18 protein-coding genes, 7 tRNA genes and 1 pseudogene are annotated in these 22,452 nt (G+C 65.9%); 15 read left to right on the top strand and 11 right to left on the bottom strand.

Annotation, left to right across the window (positions count from 1 at the left end):
* The first annotated feature begins 25 nt into the window (after window positions 1-25).
* Complete coding sequence (locus ABRP17_RS17005; RefSeq protein WP_349984389.1) at window positions 26-874, top strand: EcsC family protein; 849 nt, start codon at window positions 26-28, stop codon at window positions 872-874.
* Between the two features lie 264 nt (window positions 875-1,138).
* Here ABRP17_RS17005 and ppsA read toward each other — a convergent pair whose 3' ends face one another.
* The gene (gene ppsA, locus ABRP17_RS17010; protein ID WP_192079798.1) at window positions 1,139-3,517 is read right to left on the bottom strand and encodes a phosphoenolpyruvate synthase; all 2,379 of its coding nucleotides are present in this window, start codon (window positions 3,515-3,517) and stop codon (window positions 1,139-1,141) included.
* A gap of 145 nt (window positions 3,518-3,662) precedes the next feature.
* On the opposite strand from ppsA, the gene ABRP17_RS17015 reads away from it, so the two are divergent.
* The 12 genes from ABRP17_RS17015 to ABRP17_RS17070 all read left to right on the top strand — a co-directional run bounded on the left by ABRP17_RS17015 (window position 3,663) and on the right by ABRP17_RS17070 (window position 15,464).
* The gene (locus tag ABRP17_RS17015) at window positions 3,663-4,484 is read left to right on the top strand and encodes a pyruvate, water dikinase regulatory protein (RefSeq protein ID WP_188327038.1); all 822 of its coding nucleotides are present in this window, start codon (window positions 3,663-3,665) and stop codon (window positions 4,482-4,484) included.
* A gap of 253 nt (window positions 4,485-4,737) precedes the next feature.
* Window positions 4,738-5,250: a DUF1249 domain-containing protein gene (locus tag ABRP17_RS17020; RefSeq protein WP_188327039.1), complete on the top strand. Its 513-nt coding sequence runs from the start codon at window positions 4,738-4,740 to the stop codon at window positions 5,248-5,250.
* Between the two features lie 41 nt (window positions 5,251-5,291).
* A complete protein-coding gene (locus ABRP17_RS17025) occupies window positions 5,292-5,780 on the top strand; it encodes an 8-oxo-dGTP diphosphatase (protein WP_192079792.1) in 489 nt (162 codons plus the stop codon).
* 433 nt (window positions 5,781-6,213) lie between these two features.
* Window positions 6,214-6,828 (top strand): phosphatidylcholine/phosphatidylserine synthase, encoded by a 615-nt coding sequence (locus ABRP17_RS17030; RefSeq protein ID WP_188327041.1) that lies wholly within the window; start codon window positions 6,214-6,216, stop codon window positions 6,826-6,828.
* A gap of 13 nt (window positions 6,829-6,841) precedes the next feature.
* Window positions 6,842-7,939 (top strand): class III poly(R)-hydroxyalkanoic acid synthase subunit PhaE, encoded by a 1,098-nt coding sequence (phaE, locus tag ABRP17_RS17035; RefSeq protein ID WP_349984388.1) that lies wholly within the window; start codon window positions 6,842-6,844, stop codon window positions 7,937-7,939.
* Window positions 7,936-9,003, top strand: a complete 1,068-nt coding sequence (phaC, locus tag ABRP17_RS17040) for a class III poly(R)-hydroxyalkanoic acid synthase subunit PhaC (protein WP_349984387.1) — start codon at window positions 7,936-7,938, stop codon at window positions 9,001-9,003. Before phaE ends, phaC begins: the two co-directional genes overlap by 4 nt.
* 117 nt (window positions 9,004-9,120) lie before the next feature.
* Window positions 9,121-9,327, top strand: a complete 207-nt coding sequence (locus ABRP17_RS17045) for a PspC domain-containing protein (RefSeq protein WP_192079786.1) — start codon at window positions 9,121-9,123, stop codon at window positions 9,325-9,327.
* Window positions 9,324-9,782, top strand: coding sequence for a hypothetical protein (locus tag ABRP17_RS17050; RefSeq protein WP_188327045.1), 459 nt, complete (start codon window positions 9,324-9,326; stop codon window positions 9,780-9,782). The genes ABRP17_RS17045 and ABRP17_RS17050 overlap by 4 nt, the downstream gene beginning before the upstream one ends.
* A 216-nt stretch (window positions 9,783-9,998) precedes the next feature.
* The gene (locus ABRP17_RS17055) at window positions 9,999-10,214 is read left to right on the top strand and encodes a hypothetical protein (RefSeq protein WP_349984386.1); all 216 of its coding nucleotides are present in this window, start codon (window positions 9,999-10,001) and stop codon (window positions 10,212-10,214) included.
* 156 nt (window positions 10,215-10,370) lie between these two features.
* A complete protein-coding gene (locus ABRP17_RS17060) occupies window positions 10,371-12,761 on the top strand; it encodes a Tex family protein (RefSeq protein WP_349984385.1) in 2,391 nt (796 codons plus the stop codon).
* 230 nt (window positions 12,762-12,991) lie between these two features.
* Window positions 12,992-15,169, top strand: coding sequence for a PAS domain S-box protein (locus tag ABRP17_RS17065; RefSeq protein WP_349984384.1), 2,178 nt, complete (start codon window positions 12,992-12,994; stop codon window positions 15,167-15,169).
* 79 nt (window positions 15,170-15,248) lie between these two features.
* Entirely contained in the window at window positions 15,249-15,464 is a 216-nt protein-coding gene (locus ABRP17_RS17070) for a hypothetical protein (RefSeq protein WP_188327049.1), read from the top strand.
* 48 nt (window positions 15,465-15,512) lie between these two features.
* Here the strand turns inward: ABRP17_RS17070 and ABRP17_RS17075 are convergent.
* From ABRP17_RS17075 to ABRP17_RS17120, 10 genes and pseudogenes are all read right to left on the bottom strand, one after another.
* A tRNA-Leu gene (locus tag ABRP17_RS17075) sits at window positions 15,513-15,598 on the bottom strand.
* Between the two features lie 55 nt (window positions 15,599-15,653).
* Complete coding sequence (locus ABRP17_RS17080) at window positions 15,654-16,601, bottom strand: SOS response-associated peptidase family protein (protein WP_349984383.1); 948 nt, start codon at window positions 16,599-16,601, stop codon at window positions 15,654-15,656.
* Between the two features lie 57 nt (window positions 16,602-16,658).
* Window positions 16,659-16,734: transfer RNA gene (locus tag ABRP17_RS17085), tRNA-Glu, on the bottom strand.
* 49 nt (window positions 16,735-16,783) lie between these two features.
* A tRNA-Ala gene (locus tag ABRP17_RS17090) sits at window positions 16,784-16,859 on the bottom strand.
* A 43-nt stretch (window positions 16,860-16,902) separates the two neighbouring features.
* Window positions 16,903-16,978 (bottom strand) — tRNA-Glu (locus tag ABRP17_RS17095).
* Window positions 16,979-17,027: 49 nt separating this feature from the next.
* Window positions 17,028-17,103, bottom strand: a tRNA-Ala gene (locus ABRP17_RS17100).
* Between the two features lie 182 nt (window positions 17,104-17,285).
* A tRNA-Glu gene (locus tag ABRP17_RS17105) sits at window positions 17,286-17,361 on the bottom strand.
* A gap of 51 nt (window positions 17,362-17,412) precedes the next feature.
* A tRNA-Ala gene (locus ABRP17_RS17110) sits at window positions 17,413-17,488 on the bottom strand.
* A 76-nt stretch (window positions 17,489-17,564) separates the two neighbouring features.
* Window positions 17,565-19,822: pseudogene (locus tag ABRP17_RS17115) on the bottom strand (heavy metal translocating P-type ATPase).
* Between the two features lie 68 nt (window positions 19,823-19,890).
* Window positions 19,891-20,289 carry a heavy metal-responsive transcriptional regulator gene (locus ABRP17_RS17120; RefSeq protein ID WP_188327052.1) on the bottom strand — a complete coding sequence of 133 codons (399 nt, stop codon included), beginning with the start codon at window positions 20,287-20,289 and terminating at the stop codon, window positions 19,891-19,893.
* A gap of 196 nt (window positions 20,290-20,485) precedes the next feature.
* On the opposite strand from ABRP17_RS17120, the gene ABRP17_RS17125 reads away from it, so the two are divergent.
* Together ABRP17_RS17125 and ABRP17_RS17130 are read left to right on the top strand one after the other, a co-directional pair.
* On the top strand, window positions 20,486-21,541 hold the full coding sequence (locus tag ABRP17_RS17125; RefSeq protein WP_188327053.1) for a GlxA family transcriptional regulator: 1,056 nt from the start codon (window positions 20,486-20,488) through the stop codon (window positions 21,539-21,541).
* A 97-nt stretch (window positions 21,542-21,638) separates the two neighbouring features.
* Complete coding sequence (locus ABRP17_RS17130; RefSeq protein ID WP_349984382.1) at window positions 21,639-22,439, top strand: TlpA disulfide reductase family protein; 801 nt, start codon at window positions 21,639-21,641, stop codon at window positions 22,437-22,439.
* Window positions 22,440-22,452: the final 13 nt, after the last annotated feature.

The following is a 22,452-nucleotide window of genomic DNA, read 5'->3' on the forward strand; positions in this document are numbered from 1 at the left end:
ACCCTGCAGCGCTACCATCGGCAGCATGAACGAACCGATCCTGCTCCCCCGCGATATTGCCCAGCAGCCTGACGATTGGGCTGCCCTCCAGCGTGCTGTTTCCCTGTTGGAGGCACCGACCATCACCGCGCGCATGGCCAACCTGGTCGGCACGCCGCTGGAGTTCGCCGTCAGCCGCCTGCCCAACGCGGTGTCCAGTCGCATCCACGGCGCAGTGCAGGCGGCGTTGTACAAGGCCGTGCAGGGTGCGTTGATGAGCATGGACAATACGCCGGGCAAGGCGGCGTCCACGCGCTGGCACAAGTTCGCGGCGGCGACCTCCGGCGCGGTGGGTGGCGCGTTTGGCTTCACCGCGCTGCTGATCGAGCTGCCGCTGTCCACGACCATCATGATGCGCGCCGTGGCTGACGTGGCCCGCAGTGAGGGGTTTGACCTGGCTGATCTGTCCACGCGCCAGGCCTGTCTGGAAGTGTTCGCGCTGGGCGGCAACGCGAAGAGCGATGACGCCAGTGAGACTGGCTATTACCTGGCTCGGGGTTTTACGGCGGACGTCGTGCGGCACCTGTCGGCCGAACTGGTCGGGCGGGTGGCGACGGGGCGCAACCTGACCTTGGGCGTGGCGCCGAAGGAGGCCGGTAAGTTGCTGGCCAAGCTGGCGGAGAAGGTGGCGGCGCGCTTTGGCGTGGTGATCACCGAAAAGTTCGCCGCGCAGGCCGTACCGATCGTAGGTGCAGCGACGGGTGCGGCGTTGAACACGATGTTCACCGATTACTACCAGGACGTCGCGCGCGGGCATTTCATCGTGCGCCGGCTGGAGCGAAAGTACGGCGAAGAGGTGGTGCAGGCGTGTTACCAGCGGATCGCCAACGGCTGAAAAGCGCGACGTGGCTTTGGACACGGCTTTGGACACGGCTTTGGTAGAGCCGGTAATCGCGCGCGGGGAATGGTGGACGCGCGGCAGCGTTGGTAGCGCCGAGCCATGCTCGGCGAGCGCAGCGGCAAAGCGTGGACGGCCAGCGGGCGTGGGTACCGGGTGCATCACGCGAAAGGCAGCCGACTGAAGTCGGCTCTACCGGTCGGCTCTACCAGTTCATCGTGCGGGAAAGGCGTGACGGCCAGGGGCCGTCACGCTGCTTCGTCAGCTGGCCGACTTCAGCTTGGCCAGGCGCAGCCAGGTGTCGACCACGGTATCCGGGTTCAGCGATACCGATTCGATGCCTTCCTGCATCAGCCATTCCGCCAGGTCCGGATGATCCGACGGGCCCTGGCCGCAGATGCCGACATACTTGCCCTTGGCGCGGGCCGACTTGATCGCCATCGACAGCAGCTTCTTCACCGCCGGGTTCCGTTCGTCGAACAGGTGCGCGACGATCGACGAATCGCGGTCCAGCCCCAGCGTGAGCTGGGTCAGGTCGTTGGAGCCGATGGAGAAGCCGTCGAAGATCTCCAGAAACTCATCGGCAAGCAGTGCGTTGGACGGCACTTCGCACATCATGATTATCTTGAGGTCGTTCTCGCCCTGCTTCAGGCCATTCTGTTCCAGCACCTCGATGACCTTGCGGCCTTCTTCCAGCGTGCGCACGAACGGAATCATGACCCACAGGTTGTCCAGGCCCATCTCGTTGCGGACGCGCAGTACGGCCTTGCATTCCAACGCGAAGGCTGCGGAGAAGCTCGGGTCGACGTAACGGCTGGCACCGCGGAAGCCGATCATCGGGTTCTCTTCGTGCGGCTCGTAGTTGGTGCCGCCGATCAGGTTGGCGTACTCATTGGACTTGAAGTCCGACAGGCGCACGATCACCGGGTTCGGGGCCACCGACGCGGTCAGCGTGGCGATGCCTTCGGCCAGGCGATCCACGTAGAAGCTCACCGGATCTTTGTAGCCGGCGATCTTCTCGTCGATCTTCTTCTTCGTCTGCGCGTCCTGGCGGTCGTACTCCAGCAACGCGTTCGGATGGATGCCGATGTGGCTGGCGATGATCATTTCCAGGCGCGCCAGGCCGATGCCTGCGTTCGGCAGCTGGCCGAAGTCGAAGGCACGTTCCGGGTTGGCCACGTTCATCATGATCTTCAGCGGTGCGGGCGGCATGTTGCCCAGATCGGTGGTGGTGCGCTCGAACGCGAGGATGCCTTCGTAGATCATGCCGGTATCACCTTCGGCACAGCTGACGGTGACTTCCTGGCCATCCTGGATGAGCTGGGTGGCGTTGCCCGAACCGACCACGGCCGGCACGCCGAGCTCGCGCGCGATGATCGCGGCATGGCAGGTGCGTCCACCGCGATTGGTCACGATGGCCGATGCACGCTTCATCACCGGCTCCCAATCGGGATCGGTCATGTCGGCGATCAGCACGTCGCCGGGCTGCACGCGCGCCATGTCGTCGAGGGTCTTCACCACGCGGGCGACACCGGCGCCGATCTTGGCACCCACGGCGCGGCCTTCGGCCAGCACCTTGCCGTCTTTCTCGGTCAGCGCGAAGCGTTCGATCTGGGTGGCGTGGCTGCGCGACTTCACCGTCTCCGGACGCGCCTGCACGATGAACAGCTTGCCGCTGACGCCGTCCTTGGCCCACTCGATATCCATCGGGCGGCCGTAATGCTGCTCGATGACCAGCGCCTGCTTGGACAGTTCCTGCACATCTTCGTCGCTGATGGAGAAGGTGCTGCGCAGTTCGGCCGGGGTGTCTTCGATGCGCACGCGCTCACCGGGCACATCCGAATACACCATGCGGATCGCCTTGCTGCCCAGCGACCGACGCAGGATCGCCGGCTTGCCCGCGGTCAGGGTGGGCTTGTAGACGTAGAACTCATCGGGGTTCACCGCACCCTGCACGACCATCTCGCCGAGACCGAACGACGAGGTCACGAAGACCACATCGCGGAAGCCGGATTCGGTGTCGAGGGTGAACAGCACACCGGACGAGCCGACGCCCGAACGCACCATCAGCTGCACGCCGGCGGACAGGAACACGTCTTCGTGCTTGAAGCCGTGGTGGACGCGGTAGGCGATGGCGCGATCGTTGTACAGCGACGCAAACACTTCCTTTACCTTGACCACGACATCGTCGGCGCCGGTCACGTTGAGGAAGGTTTCCTGCTGGCCAGCGAACGAGGCGTCGGGCAGGTCTTCGGCGGTGGCCGACGAACGCACGGCCACGGCGATGTCGCCGCCGCCGTTTTCAGCGCTCAGCTGCGCGTAGGCGGCGCGGATGTCCTGGTCCAGCTGCGGCTGCAGCGGTGCATCGATGACCCAGCCGCGGATTTCCTTGCCGGCAACCGTCAGCGCGGCAACGTCTTCGACATCCAGCGTGGCCAGCTTGTCGAAGATGCGCGTGGACAGGTCGTTATGGGCAATGAAGTCCTTGAAAGCTTCAGAGGTCGTGGCATAGCCTCCGGGCACGGACACCCCGAGACCGGCGAGGTTGCCGATCATTTCGCCAAGCGAAGAATTTTTTCCGCCGACGCGGGCCAGGTCGGCCAAGCGCAGTTCGTGCAACCACAGGATATTGTCGTTCAAGCGCGATGCTCCGTTAGGCCATCGCCCGAGGCGGGCTGGGATGGCCGCGTCCGTAGGAAGAAGCCGCTATGATGCCGGTCGGACCGCCGTCGGCACAAGCGTGTCACGGCAGGCGTTTTAAGCTTCGGACTGGGAAAACACGCCTATGACGACCATCAGACCGGTGTTCTACGTTTCCGATGGAACCGGTATCACCGCTGAAACCATTGGGCATAGCCTGCTCACCCAGTTCTCCGGATTCAGTTTCATCACGGACCGGATGTCGTTCATAGATGACCCCGAAAAAGCCGCCGAAGCCTGCGCTCGGATCCGCGCGGCGGGTGAGCGCTACCAGGTGAGGCCGATCGTGGTGAACTCCTGCGTGGATCAGGGGCTCAGCGTCATCCTCGCCGGCAGCGGGGCGCTGATGCTGGACGTGTTCGCCCCGTTCATCGAAACGCTGGAGGCTGAACTGTCCTCGCCGCGGCTGTCGCGGGTGGGCCAGGCGCACGGCATGGTCGACTTCGAGACCTATCACCGACGGATCAACGCGATGAACTTCGCGCTGAGCCACGACGACGGCATCGCGGTCAATTACGACGATGCCGACGTGATCCTGGTGGCGGTGTCGCGTGCGGGCAAGACGCCGACGTGCATCTACCTGGCCCTGCATTACGGCGTGAGCGCGGCCAATTACCCGCTGACCGATGAAGACCTGGAAAGCGATCGCCTGCCGCCGCGCCTGCGCAATTACCGCCGCAAGCTGTTCGGCCTGACCATCGACCCGGAACGGCTGCAGCAGATCCGCCAGGAACGTCGGCCGAATTCGCGCTACGCCGCGGCGGACACCTGCAAGAAGGAAGTGATCGCGGCCGAGCGGATGTTCCAGATGGAGCGCGTGCCGACCCTGAGCACCACGCACACCTCGATCGAGGAGATCTCGAGCAAGGTGCTGGCCACCCTGGGGCTGCGCCGGGAGCTGTATTGACGGGGCGGGGTGCGTGGGTGGGTGGCGCGTTGTCGACGGGGCGCGTTGCCCGGGTGGGGCGTTATTGACGGGGCGGGATGCCGGGGTGGCGCGTTGCCCGGTAGAGCCGGCTTCAGCCGGCTTTGGTTGACGGCTGAAGCCGTCACTACCAAGGCGTTCGTTGACGGCCAGCGGCCGTCACTACCGGACGCGCCTGAATCGCGGTGCTGACCGGCGCTATCGGGCGCGGGCCGGCAGCGTGTAGGATCAAGCCATGGCCCAAGCACGTCCTCTTACCGAACGCATCCCGCGCCTCAGCCGCCTGAGCTGGCTGATGGGCCTGTACGCGGAAAACCACCGCCACCTCGTGCGCCTGTTCGCCCCCGGTGATCTGGCGGTCGGCAGTTACGTATCGTCCGTCGGCGATGGGCTCGATGTCCGACTGGATATCATTGCCTGCCACGCCTACACGGTGGAAATGCGGCTGACCTACGACCTGTGTGACCCGGTCACTGGCCAGCCCGACCCCTCGGCGTATGTGCGTCTGTACCGTGACGCCCGCCAGGCCGAAACCACCCACTGCTACGTCGGCCGCCGCTGGCAGGACGTGATGGGGCTGTACCCGCCGCCGGCGGAGTTGATCAATCACCGCATGCGCATGAACACGTTCCTCGGCAAGTGGCTGGAGTATCTGGCCGAGCGGGGGCATGGCGTGGCCACGCTGGCGCGCGACCCCGATGCGCCTGCCGCGGTGACGGCCGAGCGCCGCCTGACAGTCGTGCCCTGATCCGGCCATAATCGGCGGCTTCGCCTCTGCCGGAACCTCGCATGCCGTATACCCCCATCATCGCCACGCTCGGCTACGTGCTTTCGCCGGACCGCCGCCAGGTGCTGATGATCCATCGCAACACGCGGCCCGGCGACCATCACCTGGGCAAGTACAACGGGCTGGGCGGCAAGGTCGAGCCGGACGAAGACGTGGCCGAAGGCATGCGCCGCGAGATCCAGGAAGAAGCCGGTATCGACTGCACGTCCATGCAACTGCGCGGCACGATCAGCTGGCCGGGGTTCGGCAAGCAGGGCGAGGACTGGTTCGGCTTCGTGTTCGTGGTGGATACCTATGAGGGTACGCCGCACGGCGGCAACCACGAAGGCACGCTGGAGTGGGTGGACGTGGACAAGCTGGACACGCTGCCGATGTGGGAAGGCGATCGCCATTTCCTGCCGCTGGTGTTCGATACGGACCCGCGCGCCTTCCACGGCGTGATGCCTTACCGCGACGGCCGCATGCAGTCCTGGAAGTACACCCGGGTCTGACGGGCGCGGGTAGCAACGCCGCCAGACCGCATTCCGTCAGAAGGCGGGGGGATGTAGTGCATGCCCGGATAACCTGCGCCACATCAGTGGCGCCAGCCGTGGGACAAAGAGCCCCTTGAGTCACACCGCGGTCCGTCAGAGGGAAAGCCCCCTTCAAAGGGGGCGCGCCGAAGGCGGGGGATGTACTGCATGCGCGGACAACCTGCGCCACATCCGTGGCGCAGGTTGTCCACAGGGGGTGTGGATTGTTGGTGAGCAACTTTGTGGATAACCGCCTTCCGCCCCCGCCCTCCAACGCTGTCAAGATGGGTGGCCAAAAATTCACCGCAGGTGATGAAGCGTGAGGCCTGGGTGAAGCGTGCCGGAAGGATCCGTCTGTCGTCCGCACGCGGCCTCGCGTACCCTGTAGACCACCGTAGTCCCGTGAGCCTTCATGAAACGACACTTCTCGATGCTGCGCGAGTTCCATCTGGCTGACTGGTTCACCTTGGCCAACGCGTTCTGCGGCACTGGTGCGGTGTTTGCCGCGATGCGCTTCCTGCAGGACGGCGCACAGGGCTATCTCCTGTTCGGCATGGCGTTGATCCCGCTGGCCTTCATCTTCGACGCGCTCGACGGGCGCATCGCCCGCTGGCGCAAATCCAGTTCCACGCTGGGTCGCGAGCTCGACTCGCTGTCCGATGTGATTTCCTTCGGTGTGGCGCCGGCGGCCCTGGCCTATGCCTGCGGCATGCAGGGAGGCTGGGATTGGCTGGTGCTGAGCTATTTCGTGTGCTGCGGCGTCAGCCGCCTGGCGCGCTACAACGTGACCGCCGAGGCGTTGTCCGATGGCGGCGACAAGGTGCCCTATTTCGAGGGCACGCCGATTCCGAGCAGCCTGCTGCTGGTGATCGTGCTGGCGGTCGCTGCGGGCACGGGCGCGATCGGTGCGGACCTGTGGCTGGGCCAGTGGCAGATCGGCCCGTGGCAGCTGCATCCGCTGGTGCTCCTGTTTGCACTGTCGGGGTCGCTGATGATCAGCAAGACCCTGCACATTCCCAAGCCATGACGCAGGCACCGGCATGAAGGGTTCCCCCAACGGCCCGGGCCGCCCGCCGTTCGACGACGCCGCGCGGCAGTATTTCAGCGCCTGGGGCGATGCGTTGAAGCAGGGCGGCGTGGGTGCACCGGGCGCGGGCAGCGACCCGGCAGACTGGAAGCAGGTGCTGGACTGGTGGGCGCAACTGCTGCCCGAGCGCGGTCCGGGTCCGGCGGATGACGCCGTGAACCGGTTCCGGTCGCAGGCGGGCGGCTGGTACGGCACGATGCAGCAGGTCGCCTCGCAGTTCGCCGGTCGTGACGCGACCAGTGCCGAGGTCGCGAATGCGTGGCGCGAGGCCGTGATGGGGCAGGGCCAGGGCGCGGGCATGCTGCAGTGGATGCTGCAGGGAGCACGCGGCAGCACGGGCGTCGATGGCGGCATGGACGATGTGGTCGCGGTACTGCAGCAGTGGCAGGAGCGCTTGGCGCCGTGGTTGCAGGGGCCGGCGTTCGGCCCGGCCCGTGAACACCAGGCCCGCTGGCAGAAGCTGGTGCTGGCCCAGCAGGAATTCCAGGATCAGTCCAAGGCGTATGTCGACCAGATCCAGCAGGCGCTGGATGCGGCATTCGCTCTGTTCGAAAAGCGTCTGGGTGAGCATGAAACGCCGGGCAGCCAGCTGACCAGCGCCCGGGCGATGTTCGATCTGTGGATCGAAGTGGCGGAAGAAGCGTATTCCAAGGTGGCGTTGTCCGAACCGTTCCAGCAGGTCTATGCCGCGCTGGGTAATGCACAGATGCGCCTGCGCGCGGCGGTACAGCGCGAAGTGGAGCAGGTGAGTGAGCGGGTCGGGCTGCCCACGCGCAGCGAGATGGATGCCGCGCACAAGCGCATTGCCGAGCTGGAACGGCAGCTGCGCCGCTTGCAGGTGGCCGTGGAGCAGCTGGGCCGCGCCGCGCCGGACGATGGCTGGGCGCAGGCGGTGCAGCCTGCCGTAGCCAAGGTCGCGCCCCGCGTGAGAAAGCGCGCCTCGGCGCCGACGGCGGACGCGCCAAAGAAAACCGCCGCGAAGAAAACCGACGCGAAAAAAGTGCCCGCGAAGAAGGCCGCACCCACCCCCTCACGGAAACCGCGCACATGAAAGGGCCCCTCGGGTTCAATGCCGATGACCTGATGCAGGAGACGTTGGCCATGCAGCGCAAGCTGATGGAAGGCCTGCAGCTGCTGCCGTCGGTGGACGACGTGGACTACGGGGTGACTGCGCGCGAAGCGGTGTGGTCCGACGGCAAGGTGGTGCTGTACCGCTTCGTCGGCGATACGCCGCCCGTGCACAAGCGCCCGCTGTTGATTGTCTACGCGCTGGTCAACCGCCCTTACATGGTCGATCTGCAGACCGATCGCTCGCTGGTGCAGAAGCTGCTGGCGCTGGGCCACGATGTCTATGTGCTGGACTGGGGCTATCCGGATCGGTCCGAGCGGTACCTGACGCTGGAAGACTACCTGCTGCGCTATATCGACGGCGCGGTGGACGCGTTGCTGGCACGCGCGGGCATGACCGTGGACATGCTCGGCATCTGCCAGGGCGGGGTGTTCGCGTTGTGCTATGCCGCCCTGCGCCAACGGAAGCTGGCCAATCTGGTGACCATGGTCACCCCGGTGGATTTCCATACGCCGGACAACATGCTGTCGCACTGGGCGCAGCAGGTGGATGTAGACCTGCTGGTGGATACGCTGGGCAACATCCCGGCCGATCTGATGAACACCAGTTACCTGATGCTGAAGCCCTTCCGACTGAACGTGCAGAAGTACGTCGGCCTGCTCGACATCCTGGATGACAAGGCGGCGCTGGAAGACTTCCTGAGGATGGAAAAATGGATCTTCGATTCGCCGGATCTGGCAGGCGAGGCGTTCCGTGACTTCATCAAGCAGTTCTACCAAGGCAACGGCCTGATGCACGACGGCGTGCGGATCGGAACCGAGCCCGTCGCGCTGTCGCAGGTCACGCTGCCGGTACTGAACATCTACGCCGAGCAGGACCATCTCGTGCCGCCCGATGCGTCACGCGCGATGCGCGGACGACTGGGCAGTACCGATTACACCGAATCCAGCTTCCGGGGCGGGCACATCGGCATTTACGTGTCCGGTCGCGCGCAGCGCGAGGTGCCGACCACCATCCATGAGTGGCTGCAGGCCCGCAGCGGCTGATCGCGACGGCGGACGGGCAGGGCGTGGTGATCGGGTGTCGTCCCGGCTCCTCTGACTGCTGACCCGTCGTAGACGGCCTTGCCGCTAGGGTAGTACCCAGATCCTCGGAGCCCTTCCATGAATGCCACCACGCCCCGCACCCTTTCGCGCTCTCTGAACAACCGCATGATTGCCGGCGTCATCGGCGGCATCGCCCAGCGGTTTGGCTGGAGTGCAACGCTGCTGCGCATCCTGTTCGTGGTGGTTTCCATCGCCTCGGCTGCGTTCCCCGGCATCCTGGTGTACCTGATCCTGTGGCTGCTGATCCCGAACGAGGCCGATTGAACCGGTCGCCGGCACGACCCGCGTGGCTGCGCCCGTTGCAGGTGCTCGGCGCGCTGTGGACGTCGCCCAACACCCTGATCGGCCTGGTCGGCGGTGGCGTGGGCATGCTGGGCGGATCGCGCCCCCACTGGAGCGCGCGGGACTGCGCGCTGGTGTTTCATCACTGGCCGTGGGGGCCGGGGGGGGCGATCACGTTGGGCAACGTCATCCTGCACACCGGCGGTGACCTGGGCATCAGCTGCCGCACGTATGCTCATCGGGCGGGACATGCGGTGGAGCCGTGGATCCGGCTGGACGACCATGAGCGCGCCCATGTGTATCAGTACTTCGTACTGGGTCCGCTGTACTTGCCCGTCTACCTGCTCTGTGGCGGTGTCAGCGCGCGCAATCCCTTTGAAATCGCCGCAGATCACTACGCCCACCACGGGCGTGGCTGGTGGCCCGGCTTTCGCTGAGCGCGGGATCGGCACGGCGCCGCGTCAGCGCGGTGTTAAATATTTGTAAGCATGTAGCGGCGAACGGGCGTCATGTCCGTGCAACCGGTCGACATTACCCTTCGTGACAAGCTAGTCAGCTTCGAGGCGTTAAGCTGTAGCGAGGCCATGGTGAAGGCAGTACTGCAACCATGGCCTGCGATACCGAGCAGTACGTAACCTGGAGGAACACATCACATGGCAATCGTTCTTTATGTCGGTGGTAGCAAGGATGGCGACAAGGGCGTGGTGCCCTATGGCTTCAGCAAATCCCGCGCCGATACGGCGCTGGGGCCGGAGATCTACACGGAGCGGCTCATGGAACTGCAGGGCGTGGGCAAGGTCCGGTTGATGGCGCTGGAAGGGCTGCGCGACGACATCGTCATGCAGCATGCGGCGCGCTACTACCGCTGATCCCTTGTTGAACAGGCCGGACACGCAGGGTCGCGTGTCCTGGCCGGTGCGATGGACCATCCCGCACTGTTATCCGATGCGCTGTCAACGCCTTCCGCTGCCTGCCCTCGCGGGCCAGAATGGGGTCTTTCCGCACTATGGCCCCGGCCGGACGCAATGTCAGACACCCCGCTTGCCCAGCAGATCGCCCAGACCATCGCCGATGAGATCGGTGCCCAGCCCGCCCAGGCGCGCTCCGCCATCGCCCTGCTCGACGAGGGTGCCAGCGTTCCCTTCATCGCGCGCTACCGCAAGGAAGTCACCGGCGGGCTGGATGACACCCAGTTGCGCAACCTGGAAAGCCGGCTGACCTACCTGCGCGAACTCGAAGATCGCCGCGCCTCGGTGCTGGCCAGCATCGACGAGCAGGGAAAGCTCACCGATGACCTGCGCAACGACATCCTGGCCGCCGACACCAAGAGCCGCCTGGAAGACCTGTACCTGCCGTACAAGACCAAGCGCCGCACGCGTGCGCAGATCGCCCGCGAAGCCGGCCTGCAGCCGCTGGCCGATGGCCTGTTGGACGATCCGACGCAGGACCCCAAGGTGTTCGCCGAAACCTTCGTCGATACCGAAAAGGGCGTGGCCGATGCAAAGGCGGCCCTTGAGGGCGCGCGCGCGATCCTGATGGAACGTTGGGGCGAAGACGCGGCACTGGTCGGCGAGCTGCGCAGCTGGTTGTCGGATACCGGGGTGATCCGCGCCCGCGTGGCCGAAGGCAAAGAGAACGAAGGCGCCAAGTACCGCGACTATTTCGAACACGCCGAAGCGCTGGCGAAGATTCCGTCGCATCGACTGCTGGCGCTGTTCCGCGCGCGACGCGAGGAGATCCTGTTCCTGGAGCTGGACCCGGGCACCGATGCCGAGGCGGGCAATGCGTATGCCGAGGGCCGCGTGGCCTTCCGTGCCGGTATCAGCGACAAGGGGCGTGCGGCGGACCGCTGGCTGCTGGATGCCTGCCGCCTGACCTGGCGGGCCAAGCTGCACATGCACCTGCTGCTGGACCTGTTCAACCAGGCACGCGAGAAGGCCGAAGCCGAGGCCATCACGGTATTCGGTGACAACCTGAAGGACCTGCTGCTGGCCGCGCCGGCCGGGCCGAAAACCGTGCTTGGCCTCGATCCGGGCATCCGCACCGGCTGCAAGGTGGCGGTGGTGGATGCCACCGGCAAGCTCGTGGCGACCGATACCATCTATCCGCACGAACCGCGCCGGCAGTGGGAGCAGTCACTGCAGACCCTCAAGCACCTGTGCATCAAGCACAACGTGGAGCTGATCGCGATCGGCAACGGCACCGCCAGTCGTGAAACGGACAAGCTGGCCGGTGAGGTGATCGCTGCGTGCGCGGATCCAAAACTGCAGAAGGTGGTGGTGAGCGAAGCGGGTGCGTCGGTGTATTCCGCATCGGAGTTCGCGGCCAAGGAATTCCCGGACCTGGATGTGTCCATCCGGGGCGCCGTCTCCATCGCCCGTCGCCTGCAGGATCCGCTGGCCGAGCTGGTGAAGATCGAGCCGAAGGCGATCGGCGTAGGCCAGTATCAGCATGACGTGGATCAGTACCGGCTGGCGCGCGCACTGGAAGCGCGGGTGGAAGATTGTGTCAACGCGGTCGGGGTGCACGTCAACACGGCATCGGCGGCGTTGCTGTCGCGGGTATCGGGGCTGTCGTCGACCGTCGCCGAGAACATCGTGCGCCATCGCGACGACAACGGGCCGTTCAAGCGCCGCAAGGACCTGCTGAAGGTGCCGCGGCTGGGCGACAAGACGTTCGAGCAGTGCGCCGGCTTCCTGCGCATCGCCGATGGCGACCAGCCGCTGGACGCGTCGTCGGTGCACCCGGAGGCCTATCCGGTCGTGGAGCGCATCGTGGCGGCGACGGCCCGCCCGATCCGCGCCCTGATCGGGGATGGCAGTTTCCTGCGCGGCTTGAAGGCAGAGCAGTTCACCGACGAAACCTTCGGCGTGCCGACCGTGCGCGACATCCTGAAGGAGCTGGAGAAGCCCGGCCGCGATCCGCGCCCGGAGTTCAAGGCCGCTCGTTTTGCCGAGGGCGTGGAGGACATCAAGGACCTTCGCGAAGGGATGATCCTGGAGGGCGTGGTCAGCAACGTGGCCGCGTTTGGTGCCTTCGTCGATATCGGCGTGCACCAGGACGGTCTGGTGCATATCTCCGCGCTGTCCGACACGTTCGTGAAGGATCCGCGGGACGTGGTCAAGGCCGGCGATATCGTCAAGGTGAAGGTGCTGGAGGTCGACGTGGCGCGCAAGCGCATCGCGCTGACCCGGCGGCTGGATGATGTGCCGGGACAGTCCACCAGCCGGCCGGGTGCGCGTGATGAGCGCGGTGCCGGTGCCGCCGGTACTGGCCGTCCGGCACGGCGCGAGGAAGGCAGCCGAGGTCCCGCGCGGGCGCGCACGGACGGTGGCGGCGGCCGGGGCGCGCCCGCTTCCAGTGCGCCGGCCAACAGTGCGCTGGCCGACGCTTTTGCCCGCGCCAAGCGCAGCTGACCGCAGGGCGTGCTGCCGGCCCTCGTGATGCGGCAGCGGCCTTTCTGTCGAACCGTGACCGAGGGGCTTACGCATTGACGCCGTATTGAGCACACTGCGCGTTGAATGGGCCCGCGGGTTCAGCAGCAGATGCCGGGAGGCGGTTTGGAGCTCAGTTCTGCAGGCAGGGTGATCCGGGTCGGGCGCGAAGGCGCGAGGGGGCTCGGCAACGCCCTGCGCGGCGCCTTCCCATGAGTTTGCCGGCAACCCCTCCCGCGCCACCGCTGCAGTCGCAGCTGGATGCTGCACTTGCCGAGATCCGGCGATTGCGAGGGGTGATCGATGGCAGTGCCGCCGGGACCTGGGAGTGGAATCCGCAGACCGACGAGATGCGGGTCAACGCGCGATGGGCGGAGATCGTCGGCTACGCATTGGCCGAGCTGGAGCCAGTGTCGTCCGACACGTTCGTGCAGCTGGTGCACCCGGATGACCTGCAGCGCTCCGACGCGGTACTGTCCGCGCACCTGAGGGGCGAGACCCCGTTCTACGAGTGCCTGGTGCGCATGCGCCACCGCCAGGGCCACTGGGTCTGGGTGCAGGACCGTGGGCGGGTGCTGGAGTGGGATGCCCAAGGCGGTGGCCTGTGGATGGCGGGTGCGCATGCCGATGTGAACGATCTGCAGCAGGCGCGGCACGACGTATCGGCGGCTCGCCAGCGGTTGCAGTCGATCGTGGATGCGTCCGACGAAGTGGCGATCATCGTCACCGACCTCGCCGGAACGATCACGCTGTTCAATTCGGGTGCCGAGCGTCTGCTGGGTTATCAGGCGGACGAGGTGGTCGGACAGGCACGCCCGACGCTGTTCCACGAAGTGCAGGACATGCAGCACTTCCTGCAGACCCTGCCGGCGGAGCAGAGACGGGACGGCACGGATCTGTTCGGGATTCTCAGCGAGCGGGCGCGCGCGCATACGTTCTCGCGCCAATGGACATTCGTACGCAAAGACGGGCGGCAGCGGCAGGTCCGTTTGTCGGTCAGCGCGCTGGCCGATGCGCAGGGCGACATCACCGGATTCGTCGGCATGGCGACGGACGTGACCGAGGTCCTGCAGGCGCGGGCCGAAGCCCGCTTGGCCGAGGAAAAGTTTGCCGGCGCCTTCACCAGTGCCGCGCTGGGCATGGGGCTGGTGTCGCTGGAAGGGCGCTGGCTGGACGTCAACGACGCGCTGTGCCGGATCCTTGGCTACTCCCGCGATGAGCTGCTGCAGGTTGATTTCCAGCGTCTGACCCATCCTGAAGACCTGGACGCCGACCTGCAGCTGGTGGATGACCTGCTGCGCGGCAAGCGTGCCCACTATCATCTGGACAAGCGCTACATCAGCCGCGATGGCCACTTGATATGGGCGCGCCTGTCGGTGTCGCTGGTCCGCAGCGAACAGGGCGATCCGCTGCATTTCGTATCGCAGATCCAGGATGTCACCAGCGAGCGCGCCAGCGAACTGCGCGTGCTGGAAGCCGAGGCGCGCAGCCGGATCACCCTGGATGCCGTGACCGACCTGGTGCTCAGCGTGGACCTGCAGGGGCGCATCGAGCATGCCAATGCCGCTGCGGTCCGCGCGTTGCGCGGGGAGGGGACGCTGCATGGGCGCCACGTGTCCGAGGTGATGCAGCTGACCACCGAGTACGCGCCACAGTCGGTGCTGGACATGTCGGTGCTGCTGGATCCGGACAGCAATGCGGTGGATCTGCACTCGGATCTGCTGCTGGTGCAGGAGGGCGTCAACGTGCCGGTGGATGTATCGCAGGCATGGCTGCACGATGATGCCGGCACGCTGCGGGGGGCGGTGTGGGTGATCCGTGACGTGACCCAACTGCGCGCCCGTCAGCGCGAGGCGCGGCAGCTGGCCGAGCTGGACCCCCTGACCGAGCTGATCAACCGGCGGGGTTTCGATGCCCATCTGCAGCAGGCGATCGCCCATCTGGAGCGGACGGGTCAGGCCGCCTCGCTGATGTTCATCGACCTGGATCAGTTCAAGCCGGTCAACGATACGTACGGCCATCTTGCCGGTGATGCGGTGTTGTGGGCGGTGGCCAACGTGCTGCGCCACGGCGTCCGCGATTCGGACGTGGTCGCGCGGCTGGGCGGTGACGAGTTCGCGGTGATCCTGGCGGGCTGCTCATTGCGGCGCGCACAGCGCATCGCAGGCGAATTGCTGCACGGGATCGGCGGGCTGAGCATCCCGTGGGAGCAGCACACGATACGCGTCGGGGTGAGCATCGGCATCGCGTCGATACGGGCCGGCATGAGCGTGGATGAAGCCGTGGCGGCTGCCGACGTGCAGTGCTATCGGGCCAAGGCGTCGGGTCGCAATACCGTGCAGTCCGAAACGGATGGCGAGGCGGATGTCCTGCCGCCCACTGTGGCGTGACGTGGTTTGCTGAAGATCTCAGCTGGTGAGAGCGGGGCAGGGAACACTGGCCGCACCTTCAGACACACCGGTGGCAGAGATGACAGGTTGGGATCAGAACGTACTTCGTGCCTATCGGCCCGCAATGGGCGCATGGGTGGCTGCGGTCATCGGTTGGCTGCTGCTGGAGCAGCTGCAGGGCCAGGCGGTGCAGCTGGAGGTGGCAGCGGTGCTGCGCTGGGCCGTAGTGGGACTGTTGATGGCCACGCTCGGCCACGGCGGCTGGGTCAGCTGGGGATTGTGGCGGAGGGCGTGATCACAGGCACAAAAAAGCCAGGCGCGGGCCTGGCTGTTCTGATGTCACTGGTGCCGGTGAAAGGACTCGAACCTTCATGGGGTCACCCCCGGCTGATTTTGAGTCAGCTGCGTATACCATTCCGCCACACCGGCAGCGTGGCCGCGTAGTGTAAACAAAACGGCGGCAGACGGGTAGGGGCAGCGACGATCAGGCGGCCTCGCTCCACACGTACTGAATATCCTCGCGATCATCGAGAATGCGGTACTGGGCGGCGAGGTCAGTGGGGTCCGGATTCAGCCATGCATCCAGATGGACGTCGCGGATGGGCACGATACCCCGGTCGTGACCGGTTACTGCCACATCGCGTGGCGGCTCATCGGTCACGGCGGCGAAGGAAAGCAGGCGACCTTCGGGACCCTCCCACTCGGCCCACAGGCAGGCAATCAACAGATCGCGCAGGGGACGTGGCTGGAATTCCAGCACGACATCGCGCTCGTCATCGGCGGCTGCCAGCGGGAGCCCCTTGCGCGGCACGTGCTCATAGAACGACTGCACCACCACCACGCCATGGCGATGGCCGAAGGCGCCGCGCCAATAGCCCTCGAGGCTGTCCCTGCGCGCGTTGTAGGTACCCGGATACAGGGCGTCGTTGCGCGCGGGTTTGTCAGGCAGCCTGCATTGGTAGCGCATCGGCTTGATCACCCGCCGGCCCTGTTCGGACACGATCACCGGCGCATAGGTGCCGGGAAAAATACGGTTGTCGCGCGGCAGGTGCTGGCTGCGCTGCAGGTCGTCCAGGCGTGACTGTGCGCGCTCGATCCGGTTGCCGGCGATGCGCAGTTCATTGCGGGCTTTCTGTGTGGGGGTGCTGGCCAGGGCGGCCTGCGCGGTGCGGCGGCGTTCGTGCTGGCGGTGCAGTTCGGTCTCCAGTTCGGCGTGCTCGGTGGCATGCCATTGCTGGATCATCGCCACGATCCCGCGACCCTGGTCGGTGCGCGCACCCCGGAATCCGTCGTCCATCGCCTTCGGTGTCTTCGGCCGTTTCTTGGCCGGGTCGAAGGTGTAAAGACGGGAGAATTCTTCCAGCGACATCGTCGCGCCGTAATGGCGGACCAGCTTGGCGTAGTCGGCGCGGATCTGGGCGGAGTAGCACATGGAGGCAGCTTAGCGCAGGAAAAGAAAAACCCGGCCGAAGCCGGGTTTTTGCAGAATTGGCGTCCCCACGGGGATTCGAACCCCGGTCGCCACCGTGAAAGGGTGATGTCCTAGGCCTCTAGACGATGGGGACGCACGAAAACTTGAGTTGTACTGCTATCCAGACGGCCTAATGCCTGGAGTGGTGGAGCCAAGCGGGATCGAACCGCTGACCTCCTGCATGCCATGCAGGCGCTCTCCCAGCTGAGCTATGGCCCCGATGAAACCCGGTTGCCTGATGGGTCAGGTTTCCGTTTGAAACTGGCGTCCCCACGGGGATTCGAACCCCGGTCGCCACCGTGAAAGGGTGATGTCCTAGGCCTCTAGACGATGGGGACGCACGAAAAACTTCAAGTTGTAGAACCTTCGACGGCCTATTGTCGAAAGTGGTGGAGCCAAGCGGGATCGAACCGCTGACCTCCTGCATGCCATGCAGGCGCTCTCCCAGCTGAGCTATGGCCCCGTGTAACCGAGCCGCCTATCATACCGGCTTATTCACGTTTGTGGAAGCACTTATTCTGCTTCCTGTCGCCTGTATCGTCCCGCACCGGCAGTGAAGGAAATGCAATGCGCGCCGCCCGTGAAGGCCGAAGGCGATGAACAAAAAAGACCCGGTTTCGGCCAGGTCCTGCTTGTCCAGATGAGTGGCGTCCCCACGGGGATTCGAACCCCGGTCGCCACCGTGAAAGGGTGATGTCCTAGGCCTCTAGACGATGGGGACGCGTATCTCATCAATTTTTCGCGACCTTCCGACGGCCTATTGCCGGAAGTGTGGTGGAGCCAAGCGGGATCGAACCGCTGACCTCCTGCATGCCATGCAGGCGCTCTCCCAGCTGAGCTATGGCCCCACGTCGCCGAGGTGCGAAATCATAGCGATGGGGTCTGGGGATGGCAAGCATTTATTGCAGTTTTCTGCAGGCCGCTTCAGCCATCCGGAAGACGCTGTGTACGCAGTCGAAGCGCATTGCCGATCACCGATACTGAACTCACGCTCATCGCTACGGCGGCAAGCATCGGGGACAGGCTGATACCCCATGGCATCAACACGCCGGCGGCTACCGGAATGCCGATCCCGTTGTAGACGAACGCGAACGCCAGGTTCTGCCGCATGTTGCGTACCGTGATGCGTGACAGATGCCGTGCACGCAGGATGCCGCGCAGGTCGCCCTTTACCAGCGTCACCTGTGCGCTGGACATGGCGACATCGGTGCCGGTGCCCATGGCGATGCCGACGTCGGCGCTGGCCATCGCCGGGGCGTCATTGATGCCGTCGCCGGCCATCGCCACCTTGCGCCCCTCTGACTGCAGGCGCGTCACCAGCATGGCTTTGTCCTGCGGGCTCATGGTGCCGTGCACCTCATCCAGATCCAGTGCCGCGGCCACGGCCCGCGCGGTGCGTGCGTCGTCGCCGCTGGCCATGACGATGCGCAGGCCGTCGGCGCGCAGCGCGGTGAGTGCCTCTGCGGTCGTGGATTTGATCGGATCGATCACCCACAGCATGCCCGCAAGTACCGTGTCGGCGGCCAGGAACATCACGCTGGCACCGCGGCTGCGCTGGGCGTCCGCATCGTCGCGCGTTGCGCCTTGCAGCGTGACCGCGTTGTCGGCCATCAGGCTGCTGCTGCCAATCAGCAGCGCACGGCCACCGACCACGCCGCGCACGCCCCTGCCGGTAATCGAATCGACGTCTTCCACGGGCAACAGCGTGATCTGCCGACGGCGTGCTTCGGCCACGATGGCCGTGGCCAGGGGATGTTCGCTGCCCTGGTCCAGGCTGGCCGCCAACTGCAGCACCTGGTCGGGCATGAAGCCGGGCGCCGCGATGACGCCACCGAATGCAGGGCGGCCCTCGGTCAGGGTGCCGGTCTTGTCCACTACCAACGTATCGATGTCGCCCAGCTTTTCGATCGCTTCGGCATCACGGAACAGCACCCCATGCTGCGCAGCGCGCCCGCTGGCGACCATGATCGACATCGGGGTGGCCAGGCCCAGCGCGCACGGGCAGGCAATGATCAACACCGCGACCGCGTTGAGCAGTCCATGCGTCCATGACGGCGGAGGGCCGAACAGCCCCATCCCAGCAACGTCAGCACGGCGACCAGCAGCACCGCCAACACGAACCAGTACGCCACCTTGTCCGCCATCTTCTGCATCGGCGCGCGCGAACGCTGGGCCTGTGCCACCCACTGCACGATCTGCGACAGCAGGCTGGCCTCGCCTACGCGTACGGCCTGGATTACCAGCGCGCCGGTTCCATTCAACGAGGCGCCAATCACGCTGTCCCCCGCGCGCTTGGTGACCGGCACCGGCTCGCCGGTGAGCATCGATTCGTCCAGATGGGACTGGCCGTCGAGGATCAGGCCATCCGCGGGTACCTTCTCGCCGGGGCGTACGCGCAGGCGGTCACCCACCGCAATCGAAGACAGTGGCACGTCGTGTTCGCTGCCATCGGCATCGATCCGCCTCGCCGTCTTCGGTGCCAGACCCAGCAAGGCCCTGATCGCGTCGGACGTGCGCGCGCGTCCGCGCAGTTCCAGCAACTGGCCGAGCAGGGTCAGCGATACGATCATCGCGGCGGCTTCGAAATACACCGCGACATGGCCGTGCGTGCGGAACGAGGCCGGGAACAGGTCTGGAACCAGGGTGGCGACCAGCGAATAGCCATAGGCGGCGATGACGCCGGTGCCGATCAGTGTCCACATGTTCGGACTGCGGTTGACGATGGACTGCGCCCACCGGTGCAGGAAGGGCCAGCCGGCCCACAGCACCACCGGCGTAGCGAGTGCGGCCTCCATCCAGACGCGCGTGCCCGCAGGCAGGGCATGCAGCAGGGGCGTCATCGCCAGCATGGCCAGCGCCATGGTGGCTGCGCTGAGCGGCAGCGACCACCAGAAGCGACGGCGGAAGTCGATCAGCTCGGGACTCTCCTGCGTATCCAGCGTCGGCATCATCGGCTCCAGCGCCATGCCGCAGATCGGGCAGCTGCCCGGTCCGTCCTGGATGATCTCCGGGTCCATCGGACAGGTATACGGTGTTCCGGCGGCCACGATGGGGCGCGTCTGCGGATCAAGGAACCGGCGCGGATCGGCGATGAACCGTTCGCGGCAACGTGCACTGCAGAAGTGCCACTCCGTGCCATCGTGCTGGGTGCGGTGGGGCGTGGTGGCGGGGTCCACGGTCATGCCGCAGACCGGATCCTTCGCTTGCACGCTGTCGGCAGGGGCGGAGCTGCCGCAGCAGGCAGTCGGGCTCATGCGGGGTCCTCCTGCAGGGCGGCCATGATCGGGCAGGCGGCCAGCGCGCCATGGCCAGGGCAAGCGTCGACCAGGTGCGCCAACCCCTCGCGCATCCGCTGCAGTTCGCGCACCCGCTGGTCGATATCGGCAAGCCGGGCGGTAGCGGCCAGCCGCACCGCAGCCATGTCCTGCGGTGCGCGCGCCGACAACGAAAGCAGTTCAGCGATTTCCTGCAGGGTGAATCCCAACGTTTTGGCGCGGCGGATGAAGCGCAGCCGCTGCACCGCGTTCTCGTCGAAGACCCGATAACCGGCCGCTGACCTGTGCACCGGCGGCAATAGCTGCTGGCGCTCGTAATAACGGACCGTATCGATAGGCACGCCCACATGGCGCGCGAGTTGACCAATGTTCATCTGCACCTCCGAATGTGACCATCATCAACCCTTGAGTGTGGTCTAGAGTCAATACCGAGCTAAATGCAAGGCTTTTGACGCAGATTGCAGCTTTCTTCATAGCCTCGGCCTGTCCGCCGTTCCTAACCTGCAGCCACCGAAGAGTCACGCTGTCAATGGCGCCGACTCTGTTCGCGGGAGGCAAGAGGAGGAGCTGATGGACGCACACAAGAACGATCTGACAGAAATCGCAGTAGTTGAATACCCGGGCGCCGACCCGTCTGCGGCATCGATGCTGGCCGAAATGGCCCACGTCGGAAACCGGCTCGCGCAACAGCAGGGGCGCCATACCGCGCGCATCCTGGTGTCGCGCTGGGTCATGGCCAATGACGGCGGTGGGCCACAGCGCGTAGCCGGCGCGGACGTACTGGATGCGACGGTGCCGGCGATCATCGCCCTGCCGGGACAGGTAAGCCAGAACGGCCAGATCCGTGACGAGGCGATCCTGCTGGAATGGCTGAGTGCGCACTACGATGGCGGCAGCCTGCTGGCGGCGGTAAATGACGGAATCGGCGTGCTTTCACGTGCCGGGCTGTTGGCCGGGCGTGCCGTGGCCAGTCTGGACAGCACCCGCTTTCCCGGCCTGAATGCGCAGAGCGGCAGCTGGGTGCCCAGCGAGCGGTTGCTGGTGGATGATGGTGATCTGCTGACCGTCAGCGGCTCCCAGGCGTGGCGTTTCCTGGCCCTGCGCCTGCTGTACCGCGTGCACGGTCAAGGCGTCATGGCGGCCGTGGCCCAGCAGCAGGGCATCGTGGTGCCCGCAGCAATCCAGCAGGACCTGGAGCGGTTCAGTGCCAATTTCGCCCACGGTGACCGTGACGTGCTGAAGGCGCAGCGTTGGCTGCACACCACCGCGGCACGCGGTGCGACGCTGGGCGCGATCTGCCAGGCGTCGGGACTGGAGCCGCGCACGCTGCAGCGGCGGTTCCTGAAAGCGACGGGCCTGCGCCCCATCGAGTACTGTCAGCGGCTGCGCATCGCCAAGGCCCAGTTGCTGCTGCAGCAGGGCGGCGCGATCGATGAAGTGGCGTGGGGGGTCGGTTACGCGGACCAGAGTGCGTTTCGGCGCCTGTTCCTGCGCATCGTCGGCATGACACCGGCAACGTATCGCCGCATGGTCTCCGGCAAGCTGCGTGATCGCTCGCTGGCGCCCGCGCCGGTGCCTTCGGTGATGGGTACGCCGGTGCGCCCGGTTGATCGCCACGCCGCCTGAATGGCGGCGCTTTCTCTGTCTTGTGCTGGATGCAGGGGTCGTGGAGCATCAGCGGTCGCGACAGTGCAGGGCAGGGTGTGGTGATGAGGGACAAGCGATGTTGAGTGTCGGGCCAGTACCGCTCCCGGTGGTGCTGGCCCTCGTGTTCCTGTTGCTGGCGATGGCGGTCGCGCGGTTCTGGCCGCGGCCTCCGTCGCTGTCGTGGCGGCCTGCGAACGCGCTGCTGCTGGACATGTTCCTGCTCGGGCTGGTCGGTGCACGCGGAGTGTTCGTGCTGCGCAACGCGGCCACTTACCTGGAGTCGCCCTGGTCGGTGCTGCGCATCGGCGATGGCGGATTCGACCCGTTGGGTTTCTTCGTCGCCGCTGCAGCCTGGGCCATCTGGCGCCTGCGCAAGGCACCCGCCGTGCGGGGGCCGGTGCTGGCGGCTGCGCTGCTGGGCAGCAGTGGCTGGCTGTTGGCGTCGTTCGGCCTGCAGCACCTGCAGGCACAGCGCGTGCAGGTGCCTGCGGTAGTGCTGCAGGACCTGACAGGCGCGCCGGTCCGGCTCGCCGATACCCAGGGCCAGCCGCTGGTGCTGAATCTGTGGGCCAGCTGGTGCGGCCCCTGCGTGCGCGAAATGCCGGTGCTTTCCGCCGCGCAACGCCGGCATGGGCAGGTACGCTTCGTGTTCGTCAACCAGGGCGAAGACGCTGAAACCGTCCAGCGCTTCCTACGGCAGCACGCGCCGGCGCTGCAGGGCGTGTTGCTGGATGCGCCGTCCGCCACCGGCGATGCGCTGGGGGTGCAGGCCTATCCCAGCACCCTGTTTTTCGACCGTGATGGTCGCCTTCGAGAGCTGCACCTCGGTGAACTTACCGCCGCCGGGCTGGAGCACAAACTGCGCGGGCTGAGGTAGCCTTGCGCACGCA

Source organism: Stenotrophomonas sp. WHRI 8082, assembly GCF_040223995.2.
Classification (GTDB): domain Bacteria; phylum Pseudomonadota; class Gammaproteobacteria; order Xanthomonadales; family Xanthomonadaceae; genus Stenotrophomonas.